This is a genomic window from Neoaquamicrobium sediminum (assembly GCF_013240295.1).
GTDB classification, from domain to species: domain Bacteria; phylum Pseudomonadota; class Alphaproteobacteria; order Rhizobiales; family Rhizobiaceae; genus Aerobium; species Aerobium sediminum.
In genome coordinates, this window is the sequence record NZ_JABETK010000002.1 from 123,097 (window position 1) to 148,737 (window position 25,641).

The 25,641-nt window shown below is 62.8% G+C and carries 21 protein-coding genes and 2 pseudogenes; 9 read left to right on the plus strand and 14 right to left on the minus strand.

Translation table 11 applies throughout. From position 1 onward, the window contains the following. Nucleotides 1-127 precede the first annotated feature (127 nt). Nucleotides 128-679 carry a DUF922 domain-containing Zn-dependent protease gene (locus tag HK436_RS12295; RefSeq protein WP_173190328.1) on the plus strand — a complete coding sequence of 184 codons (552 nt, stop codon included), beginning with the start codon at nt 128-130 and terminating at the stop codon, nt 677-679. Between the two features lie 50 nt (nt 680-729). On the opposite strand, the gene HK436_RS12300 is transcribed toward HK436_RS12295, so the two are convergent. The 4 genes from HK436_RS12300 to HK436_RS12315 are packed head-to-tail and all read right to left on the minus strand — an operon-like array spanning nt 730 to nt 4,902. Further along, a complete protein-coding gene (locus HK436_RS12300; RefSeq protein WP_173190330.1) occupies nt 730-2,337 on the minus strand; it encodes a carboxyl transferase domain-containing protein in 1,608 nt (535 codons plus the stop codon). Nucleotides 2,338-2,355: 18 nt separating this feature from the next. Beyond that, on the minus strand, nt 2,356-3,075 hold the full coding sequence (locus HK436_RS12305) for a flavodoxin family protein (protein ID WP_173190332.1): 720 nt from the start codon (nt 3,073-3,075) through the stop codon (nt 2,356-2,358). 52 nt (nt 3,076-3,127) lie between these two features. Further along, nucleotides 3,128-4,291 (minus strand): isovaleryl-CoA dehydrogenase, encoded by a 1,164-nt coding sequence (locus HK436_RS12310; protein WP_173190334.1) that lies wholly within the window; start codon nt 4,289-4,291, stop codon nt 3,128-3,130. Between the two features lie 11 nt (nt 4,292-4,302). Further along, nucleotides 4,303-4,902, minus strand: coding sequence for a TetR/AcrR family transcriptional regulator (locus tag HK436_RS12315; RefSeq protein ID WP_173190336.1), 600 nt, complete (start codon nt 4,900-4,902; stop codon nt 4,303-4,305). A gap of 129 nt (nt 4,903-5,031) precedes the next feature. Here HK436_RS12315 and HK436_RS12320 point away from each other — a divergent pair, with 129 nt between their 5' ends. After that, complete coding sequence (locus HK436_RS12320; protein WP_173190337.1) at nt 5,032-5,955, plus strand: bifunctional helix-turn-helix transcriptional regulator/GNAT family N-acetyltransferase; 924 nt, start codon at nt 5,032-5,034, stop codon at nt 5,953-5,955. 7 nt (nt 5,956-5,962) lie between these two features. On the opposite strand, the gene HK436_RS12325 is transcribed toward HK436_RS12320, so the two are convergent. The 5 genes and pseudogenes from HK436_RS12325 to HK436_RS12340 form a co-directional block, all read right to left on the minus strand. Continuing rightward, nucleotides 5,963-7,072: a pyridoxal phosphate-dependent aminotransferase gene (locus HK436_RS12325; protein WP_173193423.1), complete on the minus strand. Its 1,110-nt coding sequence runs from the start codon at nt 7,070-7,072 to the stop codon at nt 5,963-5,965. Nucleotides 7,073-7,105: 33 nt separating this feature from the next. Next, nucleotides 7,106-7,432: a hypothetical protein gene (locus HK436_RS32395; protein ID WP_280515799.1), complete on the minus strand. Its 327-nt coding sequence runs from the start codon at nt 7,430-7,432 to the stop codon at nt 7,106-7,108. Further along, nucleotides 7,413-8,282 (minus strand): annotated as a pseudogene (locus HK436_RS32400) (serine hydrolase domain-containing protein); the annotation flags it as partial. The gene HK436_RS32395 and the pseudogene HK436_RS32400, both read right to left, overlap by 20 nt. A gap of 121 nt (nt 8,283-8,403) precedes the next feature. After that, nucleotides 8,404-9,429 carry a porin gene (locus HK436_RS12335; protein WP_280515672.1) on the minus strand — a complete coding sequence of 342 codons (1,026 nt, stop codon included), beginning with the start codon at nt 9,427-9,429 and terminating at the stop codon, nt 8,404-8,406. Nucleotides 9,430-9,471: 42 nt separating this feature from the next. Further along, nucleotides 9,472-9,786, minus strand: a complete 315-nt coding sequence (locus tag HK436_RS12340; RefSeq protein ID WP_173190339.1) for a hypothetical protein — start codon at nt 9,784-9,786, stop codon at nt 9,472-9,474. Between the two features lie 51 nt (nt 9,787-9,837). Between HK436_RS12340 and wecC the strand changes: the two genes are divergently transcribed. Together wecC and HK436_RS12350 are read left to right on the plus strand one after the other, a co-directional pair. Beyond that, complete coding sequence (wecC, locus tag HK436_RS12345; protein WP_173190341.1) at nt 9,838-11,109, plus strand: UDP-N-acetyl-D-mannosamine dehydrogenase; 1,272 nt, start codon at nt 9,838-9,840, stop codon at nt 11,107-11,109. 87 nt (nt 11,110-11,196) lie between these two features. After that, on the plus strand, nt 11,197-12,561 hold the full coding sequence (locus HK436_RS12350) for a nucleotide sugar dehydrogenase (RefSeq protein WP_173193425.1): 1,365 nt from the start codon (nt 11,197-11,199) through the stop codon (nt 12,559-12,561). An 18-nt stretch (nt 12,562-12,579) separates the two neighbouring features. Here HK436_RS12350 and HK436_RS12355 read toward each other — a convergent pair whose 3' ends face one another. From HK436_RS12355 to HK436_RS12375, 5 genes are all read right to left on the minus strand, one after another. Continuing rightward, a complete protein-coding gene (locus HK436_RS12355; protein ID WP_173190343.1) occupies nt 12,580-14,223 on the minus strand; it encodes an ABC transporter substrate-binding protein in 1,644 nt (547 codons plus the stop codon). A gap of 115 nt (nt 14,224-14,338) precedes the next feature. Then, nucleotides 14,339-15,277, minus strand: a complete 939-nt coding sequence (locus HK436_RS12360; protein ID WP_173190345.1) for an alpha/beta hydrolase fold domain-containing protein — start codon at nt 15,275-15,277, stop codon at nt 14,339-14,341. Between the two features lie 18 nt (nt 15,278-15,295). Next, the gene (locus tag HK436_RS12365) at nt 15,296-15,979 is read right to left on the minus strand and encodes an isochorismatase family protein (protein WP_173190346.1); all 684 of its coding nucleotides are present in this window, start codon (nt 15,977-15,979) and stop codon (nt 15,296-15,298) included. Continuing rightward, nucleotides 15,976-17,283, minus strand: a complete 1,308-nt coding sequence (locus tag HK436_RS12370) for a M24 family metallopeptidase (RefSeq protein WP_173190348.1) — start codon at nt 17,281-17,283, stop codon at nt 15,976-15,978. The genes HK436_RS12365 and HK436_RS12370 overlap by 4 nt, the downstream gene beginning before the upstream one ends. Before the next feature lie 99 nt (nt 17,284-17,382). Then, complete coding sequence (locus HK436_RS12375; protein ID WP_244649139.1) at nt 17,383-18,279, minus strand: GlxA family transcriptional regulator; 897 nt, start codon at nt 18,277-18,279, stop codon at nt 17,383-17,385. A 383-nt stretch (nt 18,280-18,662) separates the two neighbouring features. Between HK436_RS12375 and HK436_RS12380 the strand changes: the two genes are divergently transcribed. The 5 genes and pseudogenes from HK436_RS12380 to HK436_RS12400 all read left to right on the plus strand — a co-directional run bounded on the left by HK436_RS12380 (nt 18,663) and on the right by HK436_RS12400 (nt 25,532). Further along, entirely contained in the window at nt 18,663-20,387 is a 1,725-nt protein-coding gene (locus HK436_RS12380; protein WP_173190353.1) for a hypothetical protein, read from the plus strand. A gap of 198 nt (nt 20,388-20,585) precedes the next feature. Beyond that, nucleotides 20,586-22,078: pseudogene (istA, locus tag HK436_RS12385) on the plus strand (IS21 family transposase). After that, complete coding sequence (gene istB / locus HK436_RS12390) at nt 22,075-22,845, plus strand: IS21-like element helper ATPase IstB (protein WP_173190355.1); 771 nt, start codon at nt 22,075-22,077, stop codon at nt 22,843-22,845. The pseudogene istA and the gene istB overlap by 4 nt, the downstream one beginning before the upstream one ends. A gap of 74 nt (nt 22,846-22,919) precedes the next feature. Next, nucleotides 22,920-23,639 (plus strand): glycosyltransferase, encoded by a 720-nt coding sequence (locus HK436_RS12395; protein ID WP_173190357.1) that lies wholly within the window; start codon nt 22,920-22,922, stop codon nt 23,637-23,639. 531 nt (nt 23,640-24,170) lie between these two features. Continuing rightward, nucleotides 24,171-25,532: a tyrosine-type recombinase/integrase gene (locus HK436_RS12400; RefSeq protein WP_024588040.1), complete on the plus strand. Its 1,362-nt coding sequence runs from the start codon at nt 24,171-24,173 to the stop codon at nt 25,530-25,532. Nucleotides 25,533-25,641: the final 109 nt, after the last annotated feature.

A 25,641-nucleotide genomic window follows, 5' to 3' on the forward strand; every position in this document is an offset into this window, starting at 1 on the left:
ATAGCCATGCCGAATGCGGTTGTGCAGATTGGTGCTTTGCCCCTACTTTGCCGCGCGAGCGAGGCAGGCGAGGAAATGCCATGACGAGAAGTTTGCGATTGCTGGCGCGGCGGCAGCGATTGTATGGATGCCGGCGGCAGCCAATGCCGACTGGAAGCCGGTGGAGAAGATCGAGCACTACCGGGTATCGGGCAGCTCGGGCATCGATCTCTACCGGTCCATCGGTGCGAACGGGCCGCAGGTCGGCGTCGGACGCGCCATCGCGTTCACCGACTTCAAGCTGTTGTGGTCGCGCGACTATCGTCCGCAGCCTGACGGCTCCTGCACGCTCGTCTCCGCGCGTCCGAGCCTGACCATCATCTATCGCCTGCCAAAGGCATCCGGGGACATGCCGGCGGCGACCCGGCGCCTGTGGGAAACCTTCGTCACCGGCGTAGCCGCGCACGAGAAGGTCCATGGCGAGTTCATCGTCGATCTCGTCAAGGCGATCGAGGCCACCTCGGTCGGTCTGTCCGCGCCCAACGATCCCGACTGCCAGAAGGTTCGCGCCGAGCTGCAGAGCCGTCTCGGCCCGCTGTCGCAGGAGCAGCGCCGTCGCAGCCGCGAATTCGATCAGGTCGAGCTGACCGACGGCGGCAACGTCCACCGGCTGGTGCTCGCGCTGGTGAATGGCGGGTAGGGCGGTCGCGCCCGTCCAGCGTTCCGGTTTTCTGATGCCAGCCTGCATCGTCACATCCTGAACACGCCGAACTTCGTATCCGGCACCGGCGCGTTGAGCGCCGCACTCAGCGACAGCGCCAGCACATCGCGGGTCTTCGCCGGATCGATGATGCCGTCGTCCCACAGCCGGGCGGAAGAGTAGAGCGGGTGCCCTTCATGCTCGTATTTCATCAGGATCGGCTTGCGGAATTTCGCCTCGTCCTCGGCCGACCAGTCCTCACCCCTGCGCTCGAAACCCTCGCGCTTGACCATCGCCAGCACGGTCGCTGCCTGTTCGCCGCCCATCACGGAGATGCGCGCGTTGGGCCACATCCACAGGAAGCGCGGCGAGTAGGCGCGTCCGCACATGCCGTAATTGCCCGCGCCGAAGGAGCCGCCGATGATGACGGTGAGCTTCGGCACCTGCGCGGTCGCCACCGCCGTCACCAGCTTGGCGCCGTCCTTGGCGATGCCGCCTGCCTCGTATTTGCGTCCGACCATGAAGCCGGTGATGTTCTGCAGGAAGATCAGCGGGATCTTGCGCTGGCAGCACAGCTCGATGAAATGCGCCCCCTTTAGCGCGCTTTCGGAAAACAGCACCCCGTTGTTGCCGAGGATGCCGACCGGCATGCCGTGTAGGTGGGCAAAGCCGGTAACCAGCGTCGTGCCGTAGTTCTGTTTGAACTCGTCGAACTCCGAGCCGTCCACCAGGCGTGCGATGACTTCGCGCACGTCGTAGGGCTGGCGCAGGTCGGTGGGCACCACGCCGTAGATTTCTTCCGGCGCGTAAAGCGGTTGAATCGGTTTGCGCAGCGTCACGCCTATCCGCTTGTTCCGATTCAGGTTCTTGACGATGCGCCGGACGATCGCGAGCGCATGCGTGTCGTCGGTGGCGTAGTGGTCGGCGACACCGGATTCGCGCGTATGCAGGTCCGCCCCGCCGAGGTCTTCGGCCGTTACGTCCTCGCCTGTTGCCGCCTTCACCAGCGGCGGGCCGCCCAGAAAAATGGTTGCCTGCTTTCGCACCATGATCGTCTCGTCCGACATTGCAGGCACATAGGCGCCGCCCGCCGTGCACGACCCCATCACGCAGGCGATCTGCGGAATGCCGGCAGCCGACATGTTGGCCTGGTTGAAGAAGATGCGGCCGAAATGCTCGCGATCCGGAAACACCTCGTCCTGGTTGGGCAGGTTGGCCCCGCCTGAATCGACGAGGTAGATACAGGGTAAATTGTTCTGCAACGCGATCTCCTGCGCACGCAGATGCTTCTTCACCGTCAGCGGGTAGTAGGTGCCACCTTTCACGGTCGCGTCATTCACGACCACCATGCATTCCGTGCCCTCGATCCGCCCGATGCCGCAGATCATGCCGGCCGAGGCGATGTCCTCGCCATACATGCCCCATGCCGTGAACTGGCCGATCTCGAGGAAAGGCGCGCCGGTGTCGAGCAGCTGGGCCAGGCGTTCGCGCGGCAGGAGCTTGCCACGGGCGACGTGACGCTCGCGGGCCTCCTCGCTGCCGCCGAGCTCGACGGTCGCGGCCTTGTCGGAGATGTCGGCGACGAGCTCGCGCATCCGCTCGGCATTTGCCTTGAAGGTGTCGGACGAAGGGGAGAGTTCGGACTTGATGATGGGCATTGCGGCTCCCGTGAGCTTTTATTGCGCGGTCGTGTTGCCGTAGGCGGGAACGCCGCCCGCATCGTTCAGCATGCGCGCGAAGTGCATGAGATTGAAGGTCATGGTGGTCAGATTCTTGCGGGTGAAGTCGTTGTCGAAGCCGGCTTTGCTCCCGTCGTCCATCGTGTCGCCGTAGGAGGGGCCGGGGCCTGCCTCGCCGATCCAGCCACAATCGGCCTGGGGCGGCACCGTGTAGCCCACATGCTGCAGCGAATAGAGCACCGTATTGGACACGGCCTTGATGCCGTCCTCGTTGCCGGTGACCATGCAGCCTCCCACCTTGCCGTAGTAGATGTACTGGCCTTTGTCGTTTTTCTGCGCCGAATGCGCGTAGAGCCGTTCGATGATCATCCGGCAGATTGAACTTTCCTCTCCGAGCCAGATCGGCGTGCCGATAACGAGGATATGGCTGTCGCGCACCTTCGGCCAGACGCGGTCCGGCCAATCGTCCACTTCCGCGCCATGCTTGCGCATGTCTGGCTGGACGCCGAAGGCGATCCTGTGGTCGGCCGCGCGCAGATAGTCGGTCGAAACACCACAACCCGACATGATCTCGATCGCATCGCGCATGAGCGTTTCGGTGTGCGATCGGCCTTGTTCGGTGGGTGTCAACGTGGTGTTGATGAACAGCGCGCGCAGACCGGAAAAGTCGGCCCGGTTGCCGGAAATGAGCTCTTTCTGGCGTTGGTCAAGCGGCATGTCGTACCTCCATTTTGTTGGAAATGAAGAACTAGAGCACCAAAGCCCGACGTCACGCAGACTCCCCCATCATCTCCCGGCCGATCAGCCAGCGCCTGATCTCACTCGTGCCGGCGCCGATCTCGTAGAGCTTGGCATCGCGCAGCAGGCGGCCGGTCGGGTAGTCGTTGATGTAGCCGTTGCCGCCGAGAAGCTGGATCGCGTCGAGCGCGGTCTGCGTCGCCTTCTCCGCAGCATAGAGGATGCAGCCGGCCGCATCCTTGCGCGTGGTCTCCTTGCGGTCGCAGGCCGCCGCGACGGCGTAGACATAGGCGCGGCAGGCGTTCATCCTCGTATACATGTCGGCGAGCTTGCCCTGCACGAGCTGGAACTCGCCGATCGCGCTGCCGAACTGGCGGCGTTCCTGCGTATAGGGGATCGCAACATCGAGAGCGGCCGCCATGATGCCGAGCGGCCCGCCCGACAGCACGACGCGTTCGTAGTCGAGCCCGGACATCAGTACCTCGACGCCCTTGCCCTCCTCGTAGAGCACGTTCTCGAACGGCACTTCTACATCCTCGAACACCAGCTCGCCGGTGTCGGAGCCGCGCATGCCCAGCTTGTCGAGCTTCTGCGCGACCGAGAACCCCTTCATGTCGCGCTCGATGAGGAAAGCAGTGATGCCGCGCGAGCCCATCGTCGGCTCCGTCTTGGCATAGACGACCAGCGTATTCGCCGAGGGGCCGTTGGTGATCCACATCTTGGAGCCATTGAGCACGTAGCGGTCGTTCTTCTTGTCGGCCCGCAGCTTCATCGACACCACGTCCGATCCCGAGCCGGTCTCCGACATGGCCAGCGCGCCGACAGCCTCGCCCGAACAGAGCGAAGGCAGGTATTTTTCCTTTTGCTCCTGCGTGCCCCAACGGTTGATCTGGTTGACGCACAGATTGGAGTGCGCGCCATAGGAAAGCCCGACGGACGCGGACGCGCGGCTGATCTCCTCCATCGCGATCACATGAGCGAGATAACCCATGCCGGTGCCGCCGAAGTCAGGGTCGGCCGTCATGCCGAGCAGGCCGAGCGCACCCATCTCACCCCACAGATGGGCCGGGAACTCGTTGGAACGATCGATCTCGCCGGCGATTGGTGCGATCTGCTCCTGGGCGAAGCGGCGCACCATGTCGCGCATCGCGTCGATATCCTCGCCGAGGCCGAAATTCATCGAATGGTCGTACATCGTCTCTCCCCTTATGCGTTGCGCGCGCCGACGAGGCGCATCGTCATCTTGTGATAGGTATCCGTCACCTCCGCGACGGAAAGGCGTTCGTCCGGACGGAACCAGACGATCACGCCGGTGACCATCTGGATGATGGCCATCGCTGTCAGCGTCACGTCCTCGACCGTGAAGAGCCCGGCATCGGCACCTTGCCGCAGGATCTGCCGCAGTTCCTTTTCATAGCCAGCGCGCAGGCGCAGGATCGTAGACAGGCGATCCCGCGACAACGACCGCAACTCCATGTTGTTGACGTGTGTCGAGTGCCGCCGCTCCACATGGAAGTTGATATGGTTTCGGACGAAAGCAGCAAGCAGGGCGGTAGCATCCCCGGTGGCCGGCCGGGCGGTTTCCCAGCTTGCGACGAGCGCGTTCATATGCGCCGTCATAAGGTCGTAGAGCAGGTCTTCCTTGGTCGGGAAATAGCGATAGAGCGCCGCCGGTTGCACACCCACCTCGGCGGCGAGCTGGCGCATTGACACCGCCTCATAGCCGTAGCGCGCGATCAGGTTGACGGCGGCATCGCGGATCGCCGCCTGCGTCCTTTCGCCGTCCGATCCTGCCGTTCGCGCCATTATCTCCTCCGGATGGTCAGATAATAAAACGAACGTTCAATTAATTCAAGATGGAGTAGCGATGCGCAATTTAGTTGACTCGGTCCATTAAATGTCGGCAAGCTGAGCACGAGTTGGGAGAAACTGCAAATGACGGATCTCGATACGGCAATCCGCGGCGTTCGAGACTTCAACCGCTACTATACGCGCACGATCGGGCTCCTGAACGAGACGCTTACCGCCAGCGACTTCACGCTCACGGAGGCGCGTGTCCTGTTCGAGCTCGGACATCGGCAGGCTCCCGCGGCCGGCGAAATCGCCCGCGACCTGATGCTCGATCCTGCCTATCTGGCGCGCATCCTGCGCAAGTTCCGCGACAACGGTCTGGTCGCGGTGAGCAGGGATGTAGAGGATGGCCGCCGGCGCATACTCGCGCTCACCGACGAGGGCGCCAGCGCACTAGCCGGGCAGCAGGCACGTTCGGAAAGCCAGATTTCGACGCTGCTTTCGCCGATCGATAGCATCGGCCGCGAAAACCTGCTCGATGCGATGGCGCGTATCCATGAGACGCTGGAGCGCGACCGGACGGGCCAGGCCCCAGTCATTTATCGGCCCCATCGCGCGGGGGATGTTGGCTGGGTGATAGAACGCCAGGCGCAGCTCTATACGCAGGAGTATGGCTGGAACATCGAGTTCGAGGCGCTTATCGCCGGGATAGGTTCCGATTTCCTCGGAAATTTCAGGCCGGGCGCCGATTTCTGCTGGGTTGCCGAACGTGACGGCGAACGACTTGGCGCGGTGTTTTTGGTTCGGCAGGACGATGAAGAGGCCAAGCTGCGCATGCTGCATGTCGAGCGCGCGGCGCGTGGTGCAGGCGTCGGTTCCGGTCTCGTGGCGCGCTGTGTCGAACAGGCCCGCGCGAGCGGCTATAGCTATCTTACGCTCTGGACGAATTCGGTGCTGGTCGAGGCCCGGCGGCTCTACCAGCGCGCCGGTTTCGAGCTCGTCAGCGAGGAGCCCCACCACAGCTTCGGCAAGGACCTTGTTGGCCAGTACTGGAAGCTGAAGCTCTGATGACAGCCTAGCCGCGCGAGGCTGCTAGCGCTTCCGGCAGCATCTGCTCGAACAGGTCGATTTCGGCCTCCGGTCCCGCGCTGACCCTGACGCAGCGATCGAGCACGGGAGCCATCGGCTTGCGTACGAACACGTCGCGCGCAATAAGCGCCTGCATGACCTTGAGCGCGAAGGCACTGTCTCCGCCGCAGTCGAAGGTGACGAAGTTTGTGGCAGACGGCAGCGGCTTCAGGCCGTTGGCCTCCGCGATCGCTGCGATCCGGTTCCGGCATGCGGCGACTGAGTCAATCACCGAGTTGAGGTAGTCCTGGTCGCGGAGCGCGGCCAGAGCGGCCGTCTGTGCTAGCCGGTTGACGCCGAAATGGTTGCGAACCTTGTCGAATGCCCGGATCGTCTCCGCTTCGCCTATGGCATAGCCGCAGCGCAGGCCGGCCAGGCCATAGGCCTTTGAAAAGGTGCGCATGCGCACGACGTTGGGTCGCGCGACATCGAGCGGCGGAATGGCCGAGGCCGGCGCGGTTTCGCCATAAGCTTCGTCGAGAACGAGCAGCGTCGTTTCCGGCAGGGCCTCGATCAGCCGCGAGATTTCCGCAGCCTCCCACCATGTGCCCATCGGGTTGTCGGGGTTGGAGAGATAGACCAGCGGCGCATTTTCGCGCCGCGCAGCATCGGCCAGCCCGTCGAGGGCCTCGCGATCGTCGACATAGGGAACGCTGACCAGACGCCCGCCGAAACCGGCCACGTGGTAGTTGAAAGTGGGGTAGGCGCCGAGCGAGGTCACCACTGGCTGTCCGAGCTCGACGAATAGTCGCACTACCAGCCCGAGCAGCCCGTCGATCCCTTCGCCGACCGTGATGTTTTCCGGCGCGACGCCGAGATGAGCGGCCAGTGCCGCCTTCAGGTCGTGGTTCTCCGGGTCGGCGTATTTCCATACGTCGCCCGCCGCCTCGGCAATGGCCGCCTTGACCGCGGGTGAGGGGCCGAAGCCGCTTTCATTGGCGCCGATGCGCGCGCGGAAAGGGCGCCCGCGCTGGCGTTCCTGCGCTTCCGGGCCGACGAAAGGCACAGTGGCGGGCAATGTTGCGGCAAGGGCGGTAAGGGCAGGGCGGTTCATGATCGGGAGGCTTGAGCAGGTTGCGGATGCTGCGCTTTACAGCGTTTCGTAGGCTTTGGCGATCTGCGAAAGCATGGCGACTTCGAGCGCAGTGGCATCGTCGTCGCTGGCATCGGCGCGTGACGATGTCTTGGCGATGACCACGCGGCTTTGCGGGTCTGCCCACAGCCACTGGCCGTGTATGCCGACCGCAGCGAGCGTGCCGCGGCCATCGCCGACATCGTACCAGCACGAGCGGTAGCGCCCGTTCTCGAACATGTCTGCGAAATTTCCGTCCATCCAGGCTTGCCGGTCGCCATTGGTGCGCATGTCGTCGATCCAGTCGCGCGGGATGACCGCGTGTGCCGTCGGCCGTGCGACCATCGTTCATCACGAGTTGACCCAGCCGGGCAAGATCGCGCGTGGTGATGCAGACGCCACCCGCAGCCCGCGCGGTGCCGACCCTATCGACCGTAACGCTGGCAGCGCCCCGCGCGCCCATCGCCCGCCAGAGGCGGTTCGCTAAGTAAAGATGATAGCGCACGCCCGTTGCGCGTTCGACGACGAGACCGAGCAGATCCGTGTTCGGTGACGCGTAATAGAACTGTTTGCCATGGCCGTGCCCGCGCGGCCCCAGCGTGGCGAGGAACGCTTCCATCGTTTCCGGCTGGCTGTTGCCGCGCTCGGGGTTCCACAGCATGGCGCGGCGATAGCGGTCGAACGCCCCGCCGTCGTGGAGGTATTCCTCGTCGAAATCGAGGTCGACGGTCATGTCGAGCAGGTCGCGGATGCGCGCGTCGCCATAGGCGGAGCCCGTCATCGAAGGGACGTATTGCGCAACCGGCGCATCCGGGTCCAGCAGCCCTTCGCCGGCGGCGATCCCGGCGAGCAGGCCGGTGACCGACTTGCTGATCGAGAAGATGACGTGCGGCCGTGCCGGATCGGCGTTCTCCGCAAGCCATTCCGCGATCACCGCACCGTCGCGCATGACCACCAGATGATCGGTATGAGAGCGCTCCATGTGAGCCAGCGCTCCGATGGATCCGCCGTCGATGTCCTTGAGTGAAAGCTCTTGCAGGGCAGCGGGGCCGGGGGATGGGTCTTCGTTCCCGGCTGCCGTGGCGATTTCCGCCGTTGGCACGAATTCGGCCACGTGCTGGAAGCTGTAGCGGCTGAACGGGCTCGTTCTCCAGTTGGCAAGCGTGATGTCGGAACGCTTGAAACTGTCGGTCATCGCGAACTCCCCGAATCCTGTCTTTATAATCGCGCGCCGATTGGCGGCAGGCAGGCCTTTGGAGTCAACAAAAAAGCCCGGCGGTTGTCCGCCGGGCTTGCAATGGCTTGGAGTCTTGCGATCAGAAGCTGCGGGTCACGCGCAGCACGCCTTCCCAGCTATCGGCACCGCCGGAAACCTTCGTGTAGCGAACCTCCGGCAGCACTTCGAGATTCTCGATCGGGGTCAGCGCGAGGCCGCCCTTTGCCTGCCAGGCGCTGTCGCCGTTGGTCGTCGCATCGAACCACTGCAGGTAGCCGTTGACGGCAATCTTCTCGTTCAGCTTGACCTCGGCATGCGCCAGGATTGACCATTCCGAGGTCTCGCCGGAGCCAGGATTGACCGCCCCGTAAGTACCGCTCTCGCTGCTGCTGTAAAGTACGTGCACGCCGAGTGCGAACGGGTCGAAGTTCACGCGCCCCACGGCCTTTGCACCCCAGGAGTCATCGGGATTGTCGTAGCCGACCATGCCGCCGATCGAGCCCCAGTCCTTGCGGTAGATCGCGCCGGTTTCGATATTCGGCTCGAACTGACCGGTTCCGGTCTCGACAGCCGCGATGACGGCTGAGAAGCCGTTGGCCGCCTCGTAGGTATAGGACACCTCGCCGCTATTGTAGATCTGGCCTGCGAAGTCGCCCTCGAACTCGCCCGGCGCGCCATAGTCGCCGAAGAACCGCGCATAGGGATTGTCGGTCTTGCCGACGAGCAGCGTGCCGCTGCCCATCTGAAGCTCCATGAAGAGCTGGTCGGCGTAGACATCATTGCCGTCGAGCGAATTCCATTCGAAGAAGAGATGCGCGAAGCCGCGCAGCGTGCCCCACTCCGTCTCGGAGCGAACATCGAAGCTGGGGGCGAAGCGGGCCGTCTTCGTGAAGACGTATGGCAGCCCCTCCTGCTTCACATAGTCCATTCGGTAGCGCATATAGCCGCCGATCTGAAGGCAAGTCTCGGTCCCGGGGATATAGAAAAAGCCAGCGCCGTAAACGTCGCATATGCGAACATATTCCATTGGCTCAGGCTCTGCATATACAACGGCGTCAGCTGCATGTACTGCCGAGATACCGGAAAGGGACGCAAGAGATGCAAGGATAGCGCCGCGCAATTTCATGAATTATCTCCGAATCGGAACGAGGTGTATCGGTTTCTTTGATCAGGGCCTGATGTTGGAAATAAAACGACTCTTCTCAGGCTTGTCATGAAGTGGAGATTTCAGAAATTTGGCCGGCTGGACAACAGAAATATCGAACGGATCGATTTCAACTGCAGAGGGAAAGTTGCGTGTTGCAGAAATGCTACGAATCGGTGGCGCAAGAATAGGCAGATGCTGAATCCGCATGCCGAGGCGCCTGCGGCGCAAGGTCGGGGCGACCTTCCATGAAAAAGCTTCCAGCTCGGTTCCTGTCGATTGATGAACAGCGTCAATGCTGTTATCTGCACGCACTTCGAAGGGGCGGCGGGGCTTCAACCGGCTTCTGGCGACCGATCCGTGAGCGGAAGCTTCAGCAGAGTGGTATTGATGCCGTTTGAACGTATCTCCGTGGTGGGGCTCGGATATATCGGACTTCCCACCGCGGCGGTGTTTGCCAGCCGCAACAAGAAGGTAATTGGTGTTGATGTCGCCCCGCATGTGGTCGACACCATCAATGCCGGCGGGACTCATTTCGTAGAGCCCGATCTCGACGCGCTGGTGCATCGCGTGGTGAAAGACGGTTTCTTCCATGCCACGCTGACGCCGGAGGAGGCCGACGCCTTCGTGGTCGCCGTGCCGACACCGTTCCGCGACGCGACCGTGTCGCAGGTGCCAGAGCCGGACCTCAGCTACATCGAAGCCGTCAGCCGCATGATCGCGCCCGTGCTGCGGCCGGGCAATCTCGTGGTGCTCGAATCCACCTCGCCCGTCGGAGCCACCGAGCAGATGGCCGCGTGGTTTGCCGAGGAAAGGCCGGACCTCACTTTTCCGCAGACGCATGGCGAGGCATCGGATATCCGCATAGCTCACTGCCCGGAACGCGTACTGCCGGGTCAGGTCCTGCGCGAGCTGGTTGAGAACGACCGGGTGATCGGCGGCATGACACCGCTCTGTTCGACACGGGCGGTCGAGCTCTACAGGCAGTTCGTAAAAGGCGAGTGTTTCGTCACCGATTGCCGCACTGCGGAGATGACCAAGCTTACCGAGAACAGCTTTCGCGACGTCAATATTGCTTTCGCCAACGAACTGTCCCTGATCTGCGATCGCCTGGGTATCGACGTGTGGGAGTTGATCCGCATGGCCAACCGCCATCCGCGCGTCAATATTCTTCAGCCCGGCCCGGGTGTGGGAGGACATTGCATCGCCGTCGATCCGTGGTTCATCGTCAGCGCGGCCCCCGAGCAGGCGCGGCTTATACGCCAGGCGCGCGAAGTCAACGATTCCAAGCCCCGCTGGGTCCTGTCCAGAGTGGATGCCGAAATCGAGGCGTGGACGGCCGAAAATCCCGGCTTGAAACCAACGGTTGCCTGCTTCGGCCTGGCATTCAAGCCGAACATAGACGACCTGCGCGAGAGCCCTGCGCTCGGTATCGCTCGCGCGCTGGCCGAGAAAGTGCGAGATCGCCTGATGGTGGTTGAGCCGCATATCGCGAAGCTGCCCGACGGGTTGGGCGAGGCCACCCTCGTGTCCCCGCAGGACGCTTTCGCGAGGGCTGATATCTGCGTGCTCCTGGTGGACCACGACGCGTTCAAGTTCGGCGGTACGCCGGATCGTGCTCGCGTCAGGATCGTCGACACAAGGGGAATATGGAAGGCATGATGCGCGTTCAGGGACGCAGGCAAGCTTGCGCCCCGGCCTGGTAACGGACGAGCGCCTGGATTTATTAGGAGAGTTGTTTTGAACGAGATGAACAAGGGATCGGCGGCCGCCGTGGCTGATAGCGCGATTTATGAGAAGCTTCTGTCCTCCATCGGCTCGCGCGATGCGCTAGTCGGGATCGTGGGGCTTGGCTATGTCGGGCTTCCGCTTGCGGTGACGGCAACGAACGCCGGCTTCGGCGTGATCGGCTTCGACATCGACGCGCAGCGCGTTGCCAAGGTGAACCGCGGCGAGACGGTCATCAAGCATATTGACGGTGCGCTCCTGGGCGATGCCATCGCCAAGGGCAAGTTCGAGGCTACGGCCGACTTTGCGCGGCTGGCCGAGGTCGATGCGATCCTGATCTGCGTGCCGACGCCGCTAACGCGCCATCGCGAACCGGACCTCTCCTTCGTGGTGGCCACGGCGCGCTCTGTCGCGGGCAGCCTGCGGGCCGGCCAGCTCGTGGTTCTGGAATCGACCACCTATCCCGGCACCACCGATGAGGTGCTGCGGCCGATCCTGGAAGAAGGCGGCCTGAAAAGCGGCCAGGATTTCTTCCTCGCCTTCTCGCCGGAGCGCGAGGACCCGGGCAATCCGGATTTCGGCACCTCCACGATCCCGAAAGTGGTGGGCGGCGACGGTGCGCATGCGCTGGAACTGGCCAACACGCTTTACGGTGCTCTGGTGACGAAGACGGTACCGGTGTCGTCTGCCGCGACGGCCGAGGCGGTGAAGCTGACGGAGAACATTTTCCGCGCCGTCAACATCGCGCTCGTGAACGAGCTGAAAGTCGTCTACGAGGCGATGGGCATCGACGTGTGGGAAGTGATCGACGCGGCTAAGACCAAGCCGTTCGGCTTCATGCCGTTCTATCCGGGGCCGGGGCTGGGCGGTCACTGCATCCCGATCGACCCCTTCTACCTGACGTGGAAGGCGCGCGAATACGAGATCTCAACACGCTTCGTGGAGCTTGCCGGCGAGATCAACACGGCAATGCCGCAGCGCGTGGTGAGCCAGTTGGCAAGGGCCATGGATTCAAGGCTCAAGCGCGGCCTCAACGGCGCGCGCATTCTGGTGCTTGGCATTGCCTACAAGAAGAATGTCGACGACATGCGCGAGAGCCCGTCGCTACGGCTGATCGAGCTTCTTGAGGAGCGCGGGGCGGTGACCGCCTACCACGATCCTCACATTGCCCAGATCCCGCCGACGCGCGAACATGCCCCGCTGACCGGTCGCCGCTCGGTCGATCTTACAGCGCAGGAGGTCGCGGCCTATGACGCCGTCCTCATCGCTACCGATCACGACACAGTCGACTATGCTCTGGTCGTCGACAACGCCAAGCTCGTCGTCGACACCAGAAACGCATGCGCCAGGCGGGATCTGCCGAACACCAACGTCGTAAAGGCTTAAGGCTCTCAGGGCTGCCGGCTAAGCTTCGAGCCAGACGTTTTCGAAATGCTGTTCGAGCGACTGATGTTGCTCGCAGCCTTTCACGCTGGCCTGGAACGAACGGAAGACCGAACGCCAGTAGGGCTGGATGATGATGCCCGAGTTGCGCAGGTTGGATTCGATCTTTTCCATGATCGTGCGGCGCTCGTCCGGATCGGGCGTCGCCAGCGCCTCGTCCATCAGGGCGTCGAACTCGGGGTCGGAGTAGCCGCTCTCGTTCCAGGCACCGCCCGACCGATAGGCGAGCGCCAGCACCTGCACGCCCAACGGGCGGCCGAGCCATTCGGTGCACGAGAAGGGAAACTTCGTCCAGTCGTTCCAGAAGGTTGCTTCCGGCAGCACGGTGCGCCTCGTTTTGAGGCCGGCGTTGCGCATCTGCCCGGCGATCGCGTCGGCGGTCGCTTTCTGCCAGTCGACATCCACCGAGATCAGTTCGTATTCGTGATTTTCCATGCCTGCTTCGGCAAGCAACGCCTTGGCCTGCTCGACATCGCGGACGTGGGGGCCGATGTCGGCGTATTCCTCATGCATCGGGCCGACGTGGTGGTTCTCGCCCTGCTTGCCGCGACCATCGATGCCGAGAAGAAGGACCGCCTCGTTGTCGACGGCAAGCTGCCCGGCGCGACGAACGCGCGCATCGCCATAGGGTTCGGCACGTGCGCTGAAGCGGGCGACGATTGTGGAACCAGTGGCAATCTCCGAGGTCGTCAGGCCGATCGCCTCCACCTGATCCACCTGCTCGGCCGCCGTCTCGTGGTTGACATCGACTTCGCCCGCCTCGAAGGCGGACAGCGCCGCGTTAGGGTCGGTGCCGTAGTCGATCCAGCGGATTCCGTCGAGATGGAAGTCGCCCCGCCACCAGGGCGTTTCCTTGCGGCGAACCTCCGCGCTCTCGCCGGTGTTCCACGACACCATTTCGCATGGGCCGGTGGTGATCGCCAGTGCCTCAATGGGGTCTTCGCTCCCGTCGTAGCTGCGGTGCATGATGAGCCCGGGATAATCGGCCATGCCGGCGATCAGCGAGATGTCCGGCTTGGGCAGGTTCAGGCGGACAGTCATGTCGTCCAGCTTCTCGATCGCGCCCTCGATCGCCTGCTTCGACTCCGGGTCGATCAGCACGGACATGCGGTTCGCCATCGAATTGCCTTCGGCGGCGCTGTCGCACCAGCGGGTCAGGTTGTGGACGAGATCGTCCGCGTTGAAATCATCGCCATTGGACCATGTGATGCCGGAACGGACCTTCAAGGTTATGACGCGGGCGTCATCGCTAACCTCCCATGCCTCCAGCAGCCAGGGTTCGAAGGTGAAATCGCTATTCCATCGCACCAGATACTCGTTGCACTGGCGGGCGATATTGGACATCTCGACCCCGTCGAAGGTGCGTGGGTCGCGCCAGTTCTTGACGGTCATGGAGACGCGCAGCGTCCCGCCCGTCTGCGGCTCCTGCGCGGCTGCGGGAGTAACTGCCAGGCCGCCAAGCGCACGCGCGCCTGCAGCGCTGACGCCGAGAGCGGCTAGCGACGCAAGGAACTCGCGCCGGCCGATGCGGCCCGAGCGAAAGCTGCCGGTAACGGCTTCAGCCATAGGGTGAAGGGGTCGTTTCGTCAGCATGTACCTGCTCATGTCGCTCTCCGTCGATCTGGTTGGTGGGGCCGGATGGCTATCACGGCGGATCGTAGAGGCATCGGAGCGAGGCAAATGTGCGTGAATCCGCAAATGATATGCGTCCAGCCGCGCGTTAGCACGCACTCATGGATTTCACAGCGTCGACTATGCGGTCGAAGGCGCCGGCCGCGCGGACTACACGGGTTCGCGCCCGCAGGAAGCTGTGAACCAGTCGGGGCTCGACCACACAAGTTGCATTCCCGCCGGCTGCAAGGATCAGTTCGCAATAGAGCTGCCCCTCGTCCCGAAGCGGATCGAATTCTGGAACGGATACAAAGGTAGGTGGCAGGTCCGTGTAATCGGTATCACGCAGAGGGTTGACGGCCGGGTCAGCCGCATCCCCTGCTTCGCGCAGACGGATCGCCTGATAGTGGCCGATTTCGGCGGCTGTAAGCAGCGGAGCCTCGGCGTGCTCGCTGAATGACGGCAGGTCGCCGTGAACACCCAGACCGGGATAGACGAGCACAAGCCCGCATGGCTTTTCCGAATGGCGTCTCGTCGCGGCCGCAACCGCCGCGGCCAGCGAACCACCAGCGCTTTCGCCGAACAATATCGGAGACTGACCGAACGTCCGCGCCGCCCACGCAAAGGCGGCCATCGCGTCATCGAAGGCCGCAGGGTGAAGGTGTTCCGGTGCGAGCCGATAGTCGACCGAGATCACGTCGACATCGGCTCGGCTGCACAGTTCGGCGCACATGTCGCCGTGGCTGTCCAGGTCGCCGAAGACAAACCCGCCTCCGTGGAAATAGAGGACCGTGGCTGCGCCTTTCCGGCCGAGCGGTCGGTAGATGCGCAATCGTATGGCCCGGTCCGGAAACTCGAGTGCGGTATCGAGGATTTCGATGTCGGCAGGCGTGGGCGCGTGGAAGGCGCTGCACATCTCCCCGTAGACTGCCCTCTGGCGATCCAGCGGCTGCGCGTCCAGATCAGGTGGGAACCCCCGCTCGTGCGCCTGTATGAATGCAGCGAGGTCTGCATCCAGCAGGTGACGGTATCGGTCGAGTGCCGACATCGCGAGACTCAGGGCAGCCTACAACGCATCGTAAAGTGCCGCGGCATCGTCATATGCGAAGCGCAGCGGCACCGAGCCGACCACCTGCCACGCGGAGATCGTCTCGCCGGCCATCAGCCTGCACGCGCCGTCGGTATCGGTGACGGCACCGCCATAGAGCCGGTTGGCGATGTTGAGAACCGCCGTCTCGTGCATGGCGCGGCTGCCGCTGGAACAGGCGTCCTTGACCAGGATTGCGCGAAAACCCTGCTCGACGGCGTCCTTCACGGTCGCGGCAATGCAGGCCTCTGTCCAGACGCCGCATACGAAGATCCATTGCAGGCCGTGGGCACGGAAAAGCAGAGGCACGTCGCCCTGCGCGAGGCTGCTGGCGTCGGTCTTGACCAACACGAGCTCGTCGCCGGCCGGCCCGACTTCCGGGCAGATTGCCGACAGCGGATCGTTCACATCGCTGAAGGCAGAGCGGCCGTCTTCCATCATCGGATGAAAAGGCCGGTGCGTTCCGGCACCGGCATCCACCACATAGGCCGAGTGGTGAACGGCGATGCCGTGCTCCCGCGCCGTTGCCTGCAAGCGCTGGACGTTTTCGAGCACGCGGTCGAAGCCGTCGACCAAGTAGCGGCTGTCCTGGCGGTGCTCTTCCTGCAGATCCACGCACAAAAGCGCGCTTTGCGCGGCTTCGATCGTCAACGGCTTTCTCAAGCTGCACCACCTGCCAGAAACTCGTCCTCATAGGGAAACCGCGACAGAAGCTCGGTGCCGGTCTCGGTGATCAGGATCTCATCCTCGAGCTTGACGCCTTCGCTGCCGCCCTTCTCACCGATATAGCTTTCGACGGACACGACCATTCCCGGCTGGATGATGCCATCGCGACCGTAGGTTTCGTAGTCCATTGAATGGGCGATGAACGGCGTTTCGCCATGCATGCCGACGCCGTGCATGACCGACGTGTAGCGCTGGTCGACGAACCGGTCGGGGATCTTCCACGCCTTTTCGGCTATCTCGCGAAACGCCATGCCGGGCCTCACGATCGAGATGTTGTGCTGAACCTGATCGTGGGCCATGCGGTAGAGCATCTTCTGGTAGTCGCTCGGCTTGCCGGGACCACAGCGGAAGGTGCGCGAGAAGTCGGAGTAGTAGCCGTAGCAGCCGATCGTATCGGTATCGAGCGCGACCAGTTCGCCCGGCCTGATCTTGCGGCCGCTCGCCTCGTTGAACCACGGGTTGGTGCGCTGGCCGGAGGTGAGCAGGCGCGTCTCGATGAACTCGCCGCCCTGGCGGATGACCTCGCCATACATGATGGCGAAGAGCTCGTTCTCCGACACGCCCGGCTTGATCGCCTCGCGAACCGCGGAGACCGCGGCTTCCGCCCCAGCCATCGAAGCGACGAGGCATTTGACCTCCTCCGGCGTCTTGATGGCGCGCACGGCGAGTATCTCGCCCTGGCAGTCCTTCACTTCGCAGCCGCGCTTCTCCAGCGCCAGAGCCTGGAGGTGGCTGCAGCGGTCGAGCCCCAGCTTCATCGAGCCGCCGCCGTGAGCCTTCAGCAACTCGGCGATTTCATCGGCGAAGGGACCGGCGGTTTCGTCGTCTCGTCCGGAGACCGACGACCATACCAGCTTCGACGGCCGCGCCTCGTCGACGGTGTCGAGCACCATGGAGACATGGTAGCTCTGGGGGTATTCGAACAGCACGATCGGCCCCTCGGCAGGCACGAAGAAATAGCGTGTCGAATTGCGCAGGAAATAACCGAACATGTTGCGCGAACCGGTCGCGTAGCGCTGGTTGTACGGGTCGAACAGCACCAGCGCGCCATAGCCGGCGTCCTTCATCCAGGCGCGCAGCTTCGCCAGCCGTCCCTTGCGCAGGGCATTCGCGTCGATGAAGGAGGGTTCGGTGTCGGAGAGCCACATGCCGCCCGATGGGTCCGCAGCCGCCGGATGGCGCATGCGGTCCCTGAAGTCGACGTCTTCGGTGCTGTCCGGATCAAATACGACGATGCTCATTCATGCCTCCTGTACGCGGCGATGATGATACCGGTCAGCTCGCTGGTTTGTGCCAGATTCCGCAAAAGAAAGCCCTGAAACCGCGAGATGGAACGGGCGTCATGCGCGGCGATAGGCACCGGGCGTTGCCCCGTGCGTCTCGCGGAAGGCGCGGGCGAAGCTGGACATGCTGGCGAAGCCACAGGCCAGCGCTACCTCCCGTATTGGCAACGAGGAATGCGCCAGCAGATCGGCCGCACGCCGCAAGCGCAATTGCCGGTAGTAGGCGCTGGGCGCGACGGAGAGTTCCGTCTGGAACGCGCGCTCGAGCCTGTCGTTCGAGACCCCCAGCCGATGGGCCAGCGCCGCGATCGCGAGCCGGCCTTCGACTTCTTCTTCCATTATCGCAATCGCCGAGAGCACCAGTTCGTCGCGAACGCCGGTGCGCAGCCGAACCGGCATCAGCCGCCGGTCGACGCTGGAGCGCAGCGGCGAATGCACGAACCATTCGGCAACACCAGCGGCAAGTTCAGCACCATGATCGCCCGAAATGATCTCGAGCATCATGTCGAGGCTGCCGACACCGCCCGCCGAGGTGAAACGGTTGCGGTCGACCACATAGAGATCCCGCTTCAGGTCGAGGTCCGGAAACGCCTCGTGGAACGCCGCCTGGCTGGTCCAGTGCAGGGTGCAGGCGTGGCCGTCGAGCAGACCGGCCCGCGCCAGGAAGAACGCGCCATCGGCCACGGCCCCAATCGCGGCACCGCGACGAAGGCAGCGCCGGATCCATGCGGTGGCCTCCTTCGATACCACCTGATCCGCATCGCCGCCCGAGCAGACGACAACCCGGTCGACGATAGGAGCGTCGGCAACGCCACGGTCGGGGGCGATCAGAATTCCGTTCGACGCTCTCACCGGCATGCTCGAAGGGCCGACCACGATCCACCGATAAAGCTGACGTTTGGCCAGCACATTGGCCGCGCGAAGCGGCTCGATGACCGAGCTGAACGCCATCATCGGAAAGGCCGGAAACACGAACGCGGCGACCAGCCGCGTGGTCTCCCGGCTTGCAGCTGCCGCGCTTTCAGCGATGCTGGGGTTTGGAAGTATGTGTGCCATGTCGCAATGCCGCGCGATCGCTTGTAAATGGGCGTCGGAGGACGCCTCGGGAGATGCGTTGCCGCAAGCCGGTGAAGGCATCACGCCGCAGGCCCGCAGACGCCGTCGATACGGCGGATCGTGTAGAATGGCTGCGCCGTTGTCCATCCATCGCGAGCGGCATTTTAGCCGGGTCAACTCAACTCTACATGGGTTGATGATTCTGCCGTGCCGTGCTTGGAGAGCAGGCAAGGTGACCGACCCTATGTTGGCATTGATGGAATCCGGTAGAGGCAGTGCTGATGGCGACTGAAGAGCCACTTTCGAAAGAGGGGCGCGATCTCAAGGTAAAATGCAAGTCGATGGCCTTTTACGAGGTCAGGTACCGGCTGCGTACGCATGAGAAGGAGGGCCCCAAGGCCGCCCTCGTGCAGTTTATCGACGCTGACGGCAGGCCGATCACCGAGGAGCACGTTTCTCCCGGCTTTTCCGAAGAAGTGGGCCGGTACTCCTATCTGAAGGCGAACCCGGAGACGGGGGCAGGGGTGGTTCGCTTCTTCGCGCCCACGTCAGGCGGACGTGTAACGCTGCGGTTTCGCGCATGGGCGAACCGCCACCCGGTGTTGCTGGGGCATGATATTTCCGTGCGTGAGGTCGCAGGTTGGACTATTGCGGCCGAGCGTTCCAACAGCGAGCCAATTCGTCTGACGTCTGTGGCACGGCCGCTTTCGATCCCCGTTCCGGCCGGCGCCAAAGCCGAGCTGAGCGTTACCCTTCGCTCTGAAGCGGATGGCCGCCACATCGTACTTCATGCGCCGTGTGCGATGACGATGGCCGGTGCGCGCGTGAGGCTGGACGAGACCTCTGAAAAGGCCGGAAGCCTGAGACCGTTCGAACGTCGGGGCACGCACGTCGTCCTGGATGTGGAAAATCCCGGCCAAGCGCCAGTGGTCCTGTCGCTTGCTTGCGAAGGCGTCGCGGCGATCGACATCGAAGACGTTATCGTCGCCGTCGGCATGACGGACGCGGACGATCTGGCGAACAAGGCGCAGCCGGGGGCAGGCGCCCTGACTGCACCCATCGGGAGCCAGGGCGCGAAAGTCCGCTGGGCAACGAAGGTCGGCAACCGGCTCTTCCTGCGCTCGACGATCATCGACACCAGGCAAGAGCTGACACGCACCGCCGACAAGGTGTCGCAGATCGAGCGCACGCTCGAAGAGTCGCTGCTGCTGGTCGAAAAGAAGGTCGACTATCTCCTGGCAAAGATCGACGCCTACGCGGAGGTCGACGACAGGAACGGCGCCGCACTTCACGAAGGCCTCGCCACCGTTCGGAAGATGGCCCAGGACCTCGGCAAAACCGCAGACGCCAACCAGGCGGAGTTGCGGAGCTGGCAGGAAGGTGTCGACGGGCGGCTGGCTTCCATCGAACGCGGCAATGCCGATCTGGCTGGAGAAGTGAGCGCTGTAAGGGAGAACGGCGAAAAACTGGGCCAAGCCATCAAGGTCGGCCAGCAGGCGACGGATGCCCGGCTGAAAGACGTTGAGCAGGCGAGCAGGAAAATCAGCGAGGCGGTCACCGCAAACCAGACTGAATTCCTCAAGCGGCAGGATGGCCTCGATGTCCGTCTTGTCAGCATTGAGAAGTCGGGAGCGAAACTGGCTAGCGCACTCGACGCCAGCGACCGCCACATCAAGCAAGCCCTGAAGGATATCGGCGGTCGTACGAAGAAGCTCGAGGAGATGGACAAACGGCTGACCAGGCTCGCCGAGCCAAAGAAGCCGGAACCCGCGCCCATTGAGCCGGCCAAAAGGGGAAGCCGACTGTCCTTGTCGAATTGCTTGGTCCTTCGGGGGTGGGAAAGTCGACTATCCTGCGCGCAGCTCAGGCTTTGCGAACCCCGGAACAGTGGTGGTGGGGGGCGGATGAGATCGACACGGTCATATCTGAGGCCAAAACCGACAGGGCGAAACAGCGTGATGCGGTGGACAGTTTCCTGCCACCGGACTTTGCGCGCCGATGTATAGACATCATTACGTCATCTCGCATGCTGCCTTCGCAGATTATCGCGGCTAACAACGGCTTGCGCACCACCTCCCAGGCTGAGAACGGCGGTGGAAAACTAGACCACGGTAGCGGCGGGATTGTCCGGCTGCGGGCGGCGTAAAAGTCGTCCACTTTTTCCCTTTTCTGCGTGGCGCAGGGAGGGAATAGGGATCTACACCGTGGAATTATATCTGAAGGTTCGCGTGGCTTGCGACGGAGGCATGAGCCAGCGCGAGGCAGCAAGGCATTTCGGCATCTCGCGCGACACGGTTCGCAAGATGATGGCGTATTCGGTTCCGCCGGGCTATCGGCGGCAGGCTCCGGTTCGGCGTCCGAAGCTGGACGCGTTCATCGCGGTCATCGATCGGTGGCTTGATGCGGACCGTGCGGTCCCGCGCAAGCAGCGCCATACGGCCAAGCGGGTGTTCGACCGGCTGCGCGACGAGCACGGGTTTGCCGGCGGCTACACGATCATCAAGGACTATATGCGCAAGCGGGATCTGCGCGGCCAGGAGATGTTCGTGCCGCTGGCGCACCCGGCGGGGCACGCACAGGCCGACTTAGGGGAGGCTGTCGTTGTCATCGGCGGCGTTGAGCAGAAGGCGCACTTCTTCGTGCTCGATCTGCCGCACAGCGATGCCTGCTATGTGCGCGCCTATCCTGCGGCGGTGGCCGAAGCGTGGGTGGACGGCCATATCCATGCGTTCGCCTTCTTCGGCGCCGTGCCGCAGTCGATTGTCTACGACAACGACCGCTGCCTGGTGGCGAAGATCCTGCCCGACGGCACGCGCAAGCGGGCAACGCTGTTCAGCGGCTTCCTGTCCCACTATCTGATCCGGGATCGTTACGGCCGCCCCGGCAAGGGCAATGACAAGGGCAGCGTCGAAGGTCTGGTCGGCTATGTGCGCCGCAACTTCATGGTGCCGATTCCGCACTTTGCATCGTGGGACGAGTTCAATCTGTGGCTCGAGGAGCAGTGCCGCAAGCGCCAGGGTGACCGGCTACGCGGCGAGAGCGAGACGATCGGCGAACGCTTGCTGCGCGATCTGGTGGCGATGCGCCCACTGCCGGCATCACCCTTCGATGCTTGCGACCATGCCAGCGGTCGGGTCACTTCGCAGGCGCTGGTGCGCTACAGGACCAACGACTACTCCGTCCCGGTCGCCTACGGCCACCAGGACGTCTGGATCCGTGGCTATGTCGGCGAGGTGGTGATTGGCTGCGGCGGGGGATCATTGCCCGTCATCCGCGCAGCTATGAGCGCGAGGAGGTTGTCTTCGATCCACTGCATTACCTGCCGCTGATCGAGCAGAAGATCAACGCGCTCGACCAGGCGGCACCGCTACAGGGCTGGGAATTGCCGGAGGCGTTCACGACACTGCGCCGCCTCATGGAAGCACGGATGGGCAAGCAGGGCAGGCGCGCCTATGTGCAGGTGCTGCGCCTGATGGAAAGCTTCGATCTGGCCGATCTGCACGCAGCCGTGAAGCAGGCGCTGCATCTGGGCGCCATCAGCTTCGACGCCGTGAAGCACCTCGTCCTGTGCCGGGCCGAACGCAGGCCACCAAAGCTGGACCTCGACATCTATCCCTATCTGCCCAGAGCCACTGTCGAGAAGACGTCGGCCAAGGCCTATATGCGCCTGCTGGACCGTAAGGAGGAACCGGCATGAGCAGCGATGCTCCAGAACTCCTGCTCGCCCACCACCTCAAGACCTTGAAGCTGCCGACCTTCCTGCGTGAGCACCACAAACTTGCCCGGCAATGTGCGGTCGAGGGCGTGGATCATGTCCGCTACCTTGCCCGGCTGGTCGAGCTGGAACTGATCGATCGGGAACGGCGGATGGTCGAACGCCGCATCAAGGCGGCAAAGTTCCCCGCCGCAAAAAGCCTCGACAGCTTCGACTTCGCCGCCATCCCGAAGCTCAACAAGATGCTGGTGCTGGAACTGGCGCGGTGCGAATGGATCGAGCGCCGCGAGAACGTCATCGCGCTCGGCCCCAGCGGCACGGGCAAGACCCACGTCGCGATCGGCCTCGGCCTGGCGGCCTGCCAGAAGGGATTGTCCGTCGGCTTCACCACAGCGGCCGCGCTCGTCAGCGAGATGATGGAGGCGCGCGACGAACGCCGTCTTCTGCGCTTCCAGAAGCAGATGGCGGGCTACAAGCTGCTCATCATCGACGAGCTGGGCTTCGTGCCGCTCTCCAAAACCGGCGCCGAGCTGTTGTTCGAGCTGATCTCGCAGCGTTACGAGCGTGGCTCCACCCTGATCACCAGCAATCTGCCCTTCGACGAATGGACCCAAACCTTCGGTTCCGAGCGCCTCACAGGCGCACTCCTCTACCGGCTGACCCACCACGTCAGCATCCTCGAGATGAACGGCGACAGCTATCGCCTCGCGCAAAGCCGGGCACGAAAAACCCCCAACCCTCACCAATAAGATCGCCGCTGCTGCGAGCGGAAAACTCTGGTCGGGCTACGCCCTCCCGACGTTCCCCGCTCGCAGCAGCGCCAGTGGCCTGGTTTTGCGCCGCCCAATGGCCGGTTTTTGCTCCGCCGTTGACAGGTCTCGCCGCGTCGTCGGGCACCTACATCACGGTCAATGACGCAGACGACTGGTCGCATCCACAACGCATCGAGGTGCAGATGCGAGAGATTGGAGACGATCGACCGTTCAACACCACCTTCGGTGTTCGGGTAACCGACAGTCTGGTTGGCGCGATCAAATATCGCAGCGGGTCTTGCATCGTGGAGAATACGTCATCCCTTCTTGTGGCGACCCGCATTGTGAAAGAGCTCGGCGGGTGGGACGAGGTTCGGTTTTCTGCCGATACTGAACTCTATTTTCGTATTATGAAGTTGAAGGGTCAGAGCGAGCGAATTTTATGGCCTTACACCCCGCTCGCATTCATCCTTTCACTGCCGGAGTCGCTGACCAACCGTGGCGCAACGAGCCTCAAGTCGCTCCACTACGGCGCGCGGCGGGAATATAGGGAAGCCGCCGCCCACTGGCGCGACACGGAGCAAAGTCTCATTGCCAACAACGGGCCGCGTCCGTATCCGCTGCCGCGAGATCGCGTCGGAGCAGGCCGGAGAGCCTGTGCGGGTCGCCAATCTGCTGGTCGCGGATATGACAAAACCCTCAGCACTTGCCTATTTAAGATGGCTAAACGGAAAAACCACGTTCGCCGTACTTCATATCCCCGAGATAGAGAGCTTCGGGGTCGACTTTAGCCCTCATGTTCGTGCTTTCATAAACGACGAGCGGATTGAGGTTGTAGTTTCTGGACAGAATGTCGAGTGCGAGGAGGTTATAATCCCGGACCAGGGCTGCCTTGCAGCATTGCCGGACATGCTGCCCGAAATTTCGGCAGACCGGTGCTTGGTGGCGGGGCATGGAGATGTGTCGAGATTCGGCGCACGCAAAGTCGTACGCACCGAAGCAGATCAAATTTCAGCAATGTGGTCTGCCGCTGACTAAGACCTGACAGATCACGCGATCAGATACCCAATTTCAGTGTGCAAGGCCTTCTCCATTATTGGCGCACCCGACAGGATTCGAACCTGTGACCTCTGCCTTCGGAGGGAATATGGCTAGCTCCGCCAAAAAGCGCAAGGAGCCGCCAATGTCCGCCTATCTCCCTGTAAACGCTAAACAATTTGAATTTCTTCTCCGCCGAAGCTACTCTTCTCCCCGCCACAGTTTTCGCCCGCATGCTTACGTGGTGCTTACGCGAGAGGAAACGGTAGGGTCGGAGGAAGCCCATGCCTAAGCTCACTAAACGGGTCGTCGACGCCACACATAGTCGCGAAAAAGATTACGTCATTTGGGACGACGAGCTGCCCGGTTTCGGCCTCAGAGTGTTCGCCTCCGGCAAGCGCAGCTACGTCATTCAGTATCGGCTCGGCAAGCGATCGAGACGCTTCACGATTGGCCTGCACGGCGTCTGGACGCCCGAGCGGGCCCGCCAGGAAGCGAAGGTGCAACTGGGGCGTATCGCTAAAGGCGAAGACCCGGCAGAAGAGAAGCAGCTCGACAACAGGGCGATCACGGTCAAAGAGCTGTGCGACCTCTACCTCGCCGACCTGAACGCCGGCCTCATTCTCGGAAAAGGCGGGCGCCCCAAGAAGCCAGGCACGATCGCCTCGGACATTGGCCGAATCCACCGGCACATCGTCCCCTTGCTCGGTTCCCGACGGGTGAAGGATCTGACCAAGGCCGAAGTCAACAAGGCCATGAAGGACATCATGGCGGGCAAGACGCGACTCGTTGCCAAGACGAAGAAGCTGCGAGGAAAATCGATCGTCAAGGGCGGAGCCGGGACGGCTACCCGTACGATCGGCTTGTTCGGCGGAATTCTCACCTACGCCGTGGATGCTGGCATTATCGAAGTGAACCCTGCACACGGTGTGCGGCGACCGAAGGACAGCGTCCGCGCTCGGAGGCTCAGCGAGACCGAATATCGCGTGCTTGGCCAGTTGCTCGCTAAGGCGGTCGAGAACGAGAAATATGAGGTTTCGGTCGATTTGATCCGCCAACTTGCGCTCACGGGCTGCCGCCGAACCGAAATGGTCACTCTGACTTGGGCCGAAGCCGATACCGATTCAAGCTGCCTGCGACTGACGGACAGCAAAGAGGGGAGATCTATCCGCCCAATCGGCCTGCCCGTCGTGGAGTATCTCGAGAAGCGCCGGAAAACGAGAGCAGGCACCTACGTCTTCCCGGGACAAGGAGATGATAACGCTTTCGGAAGCTTGCCGAACCATTGGGAGCAGATATTCGACGGTACGCCGCTCGCCGACATCACGCCTCATGTCCTGCGACATAGCTTCGCCAGCATCGCAAATGATCTTGGTTTTACGGAGGTCACCATCGCTGCTCTGGTTGGACATTCGAAGGGTTCCGTCACCAGCAACTACATACACACGCTCGACACGGCACTGATCATGGCCGCCGACACCATCTCTGGCTACATCCAGGGCCTCCTGGACGGCATTGAATTCAAGCAGACGGCATATGCCGTAGATCGGGAGTCGCGCCGCGCAGCGCTCGCACGCTTCTTACAGCAGGCTACGGCAGCGGACGCCGTCGGCACGGCGAATGACGAACAGCGAGCCGCTGCATAACGCTCAGCAAGTGGCGGTGGAATTCTGCCGGGAATGCCGCTACTTGCATGTCAGAAAAACTTGCCTCATTTTCTGACAGGTGAAGACGCTAAACGCCTCAGTCCCCGAG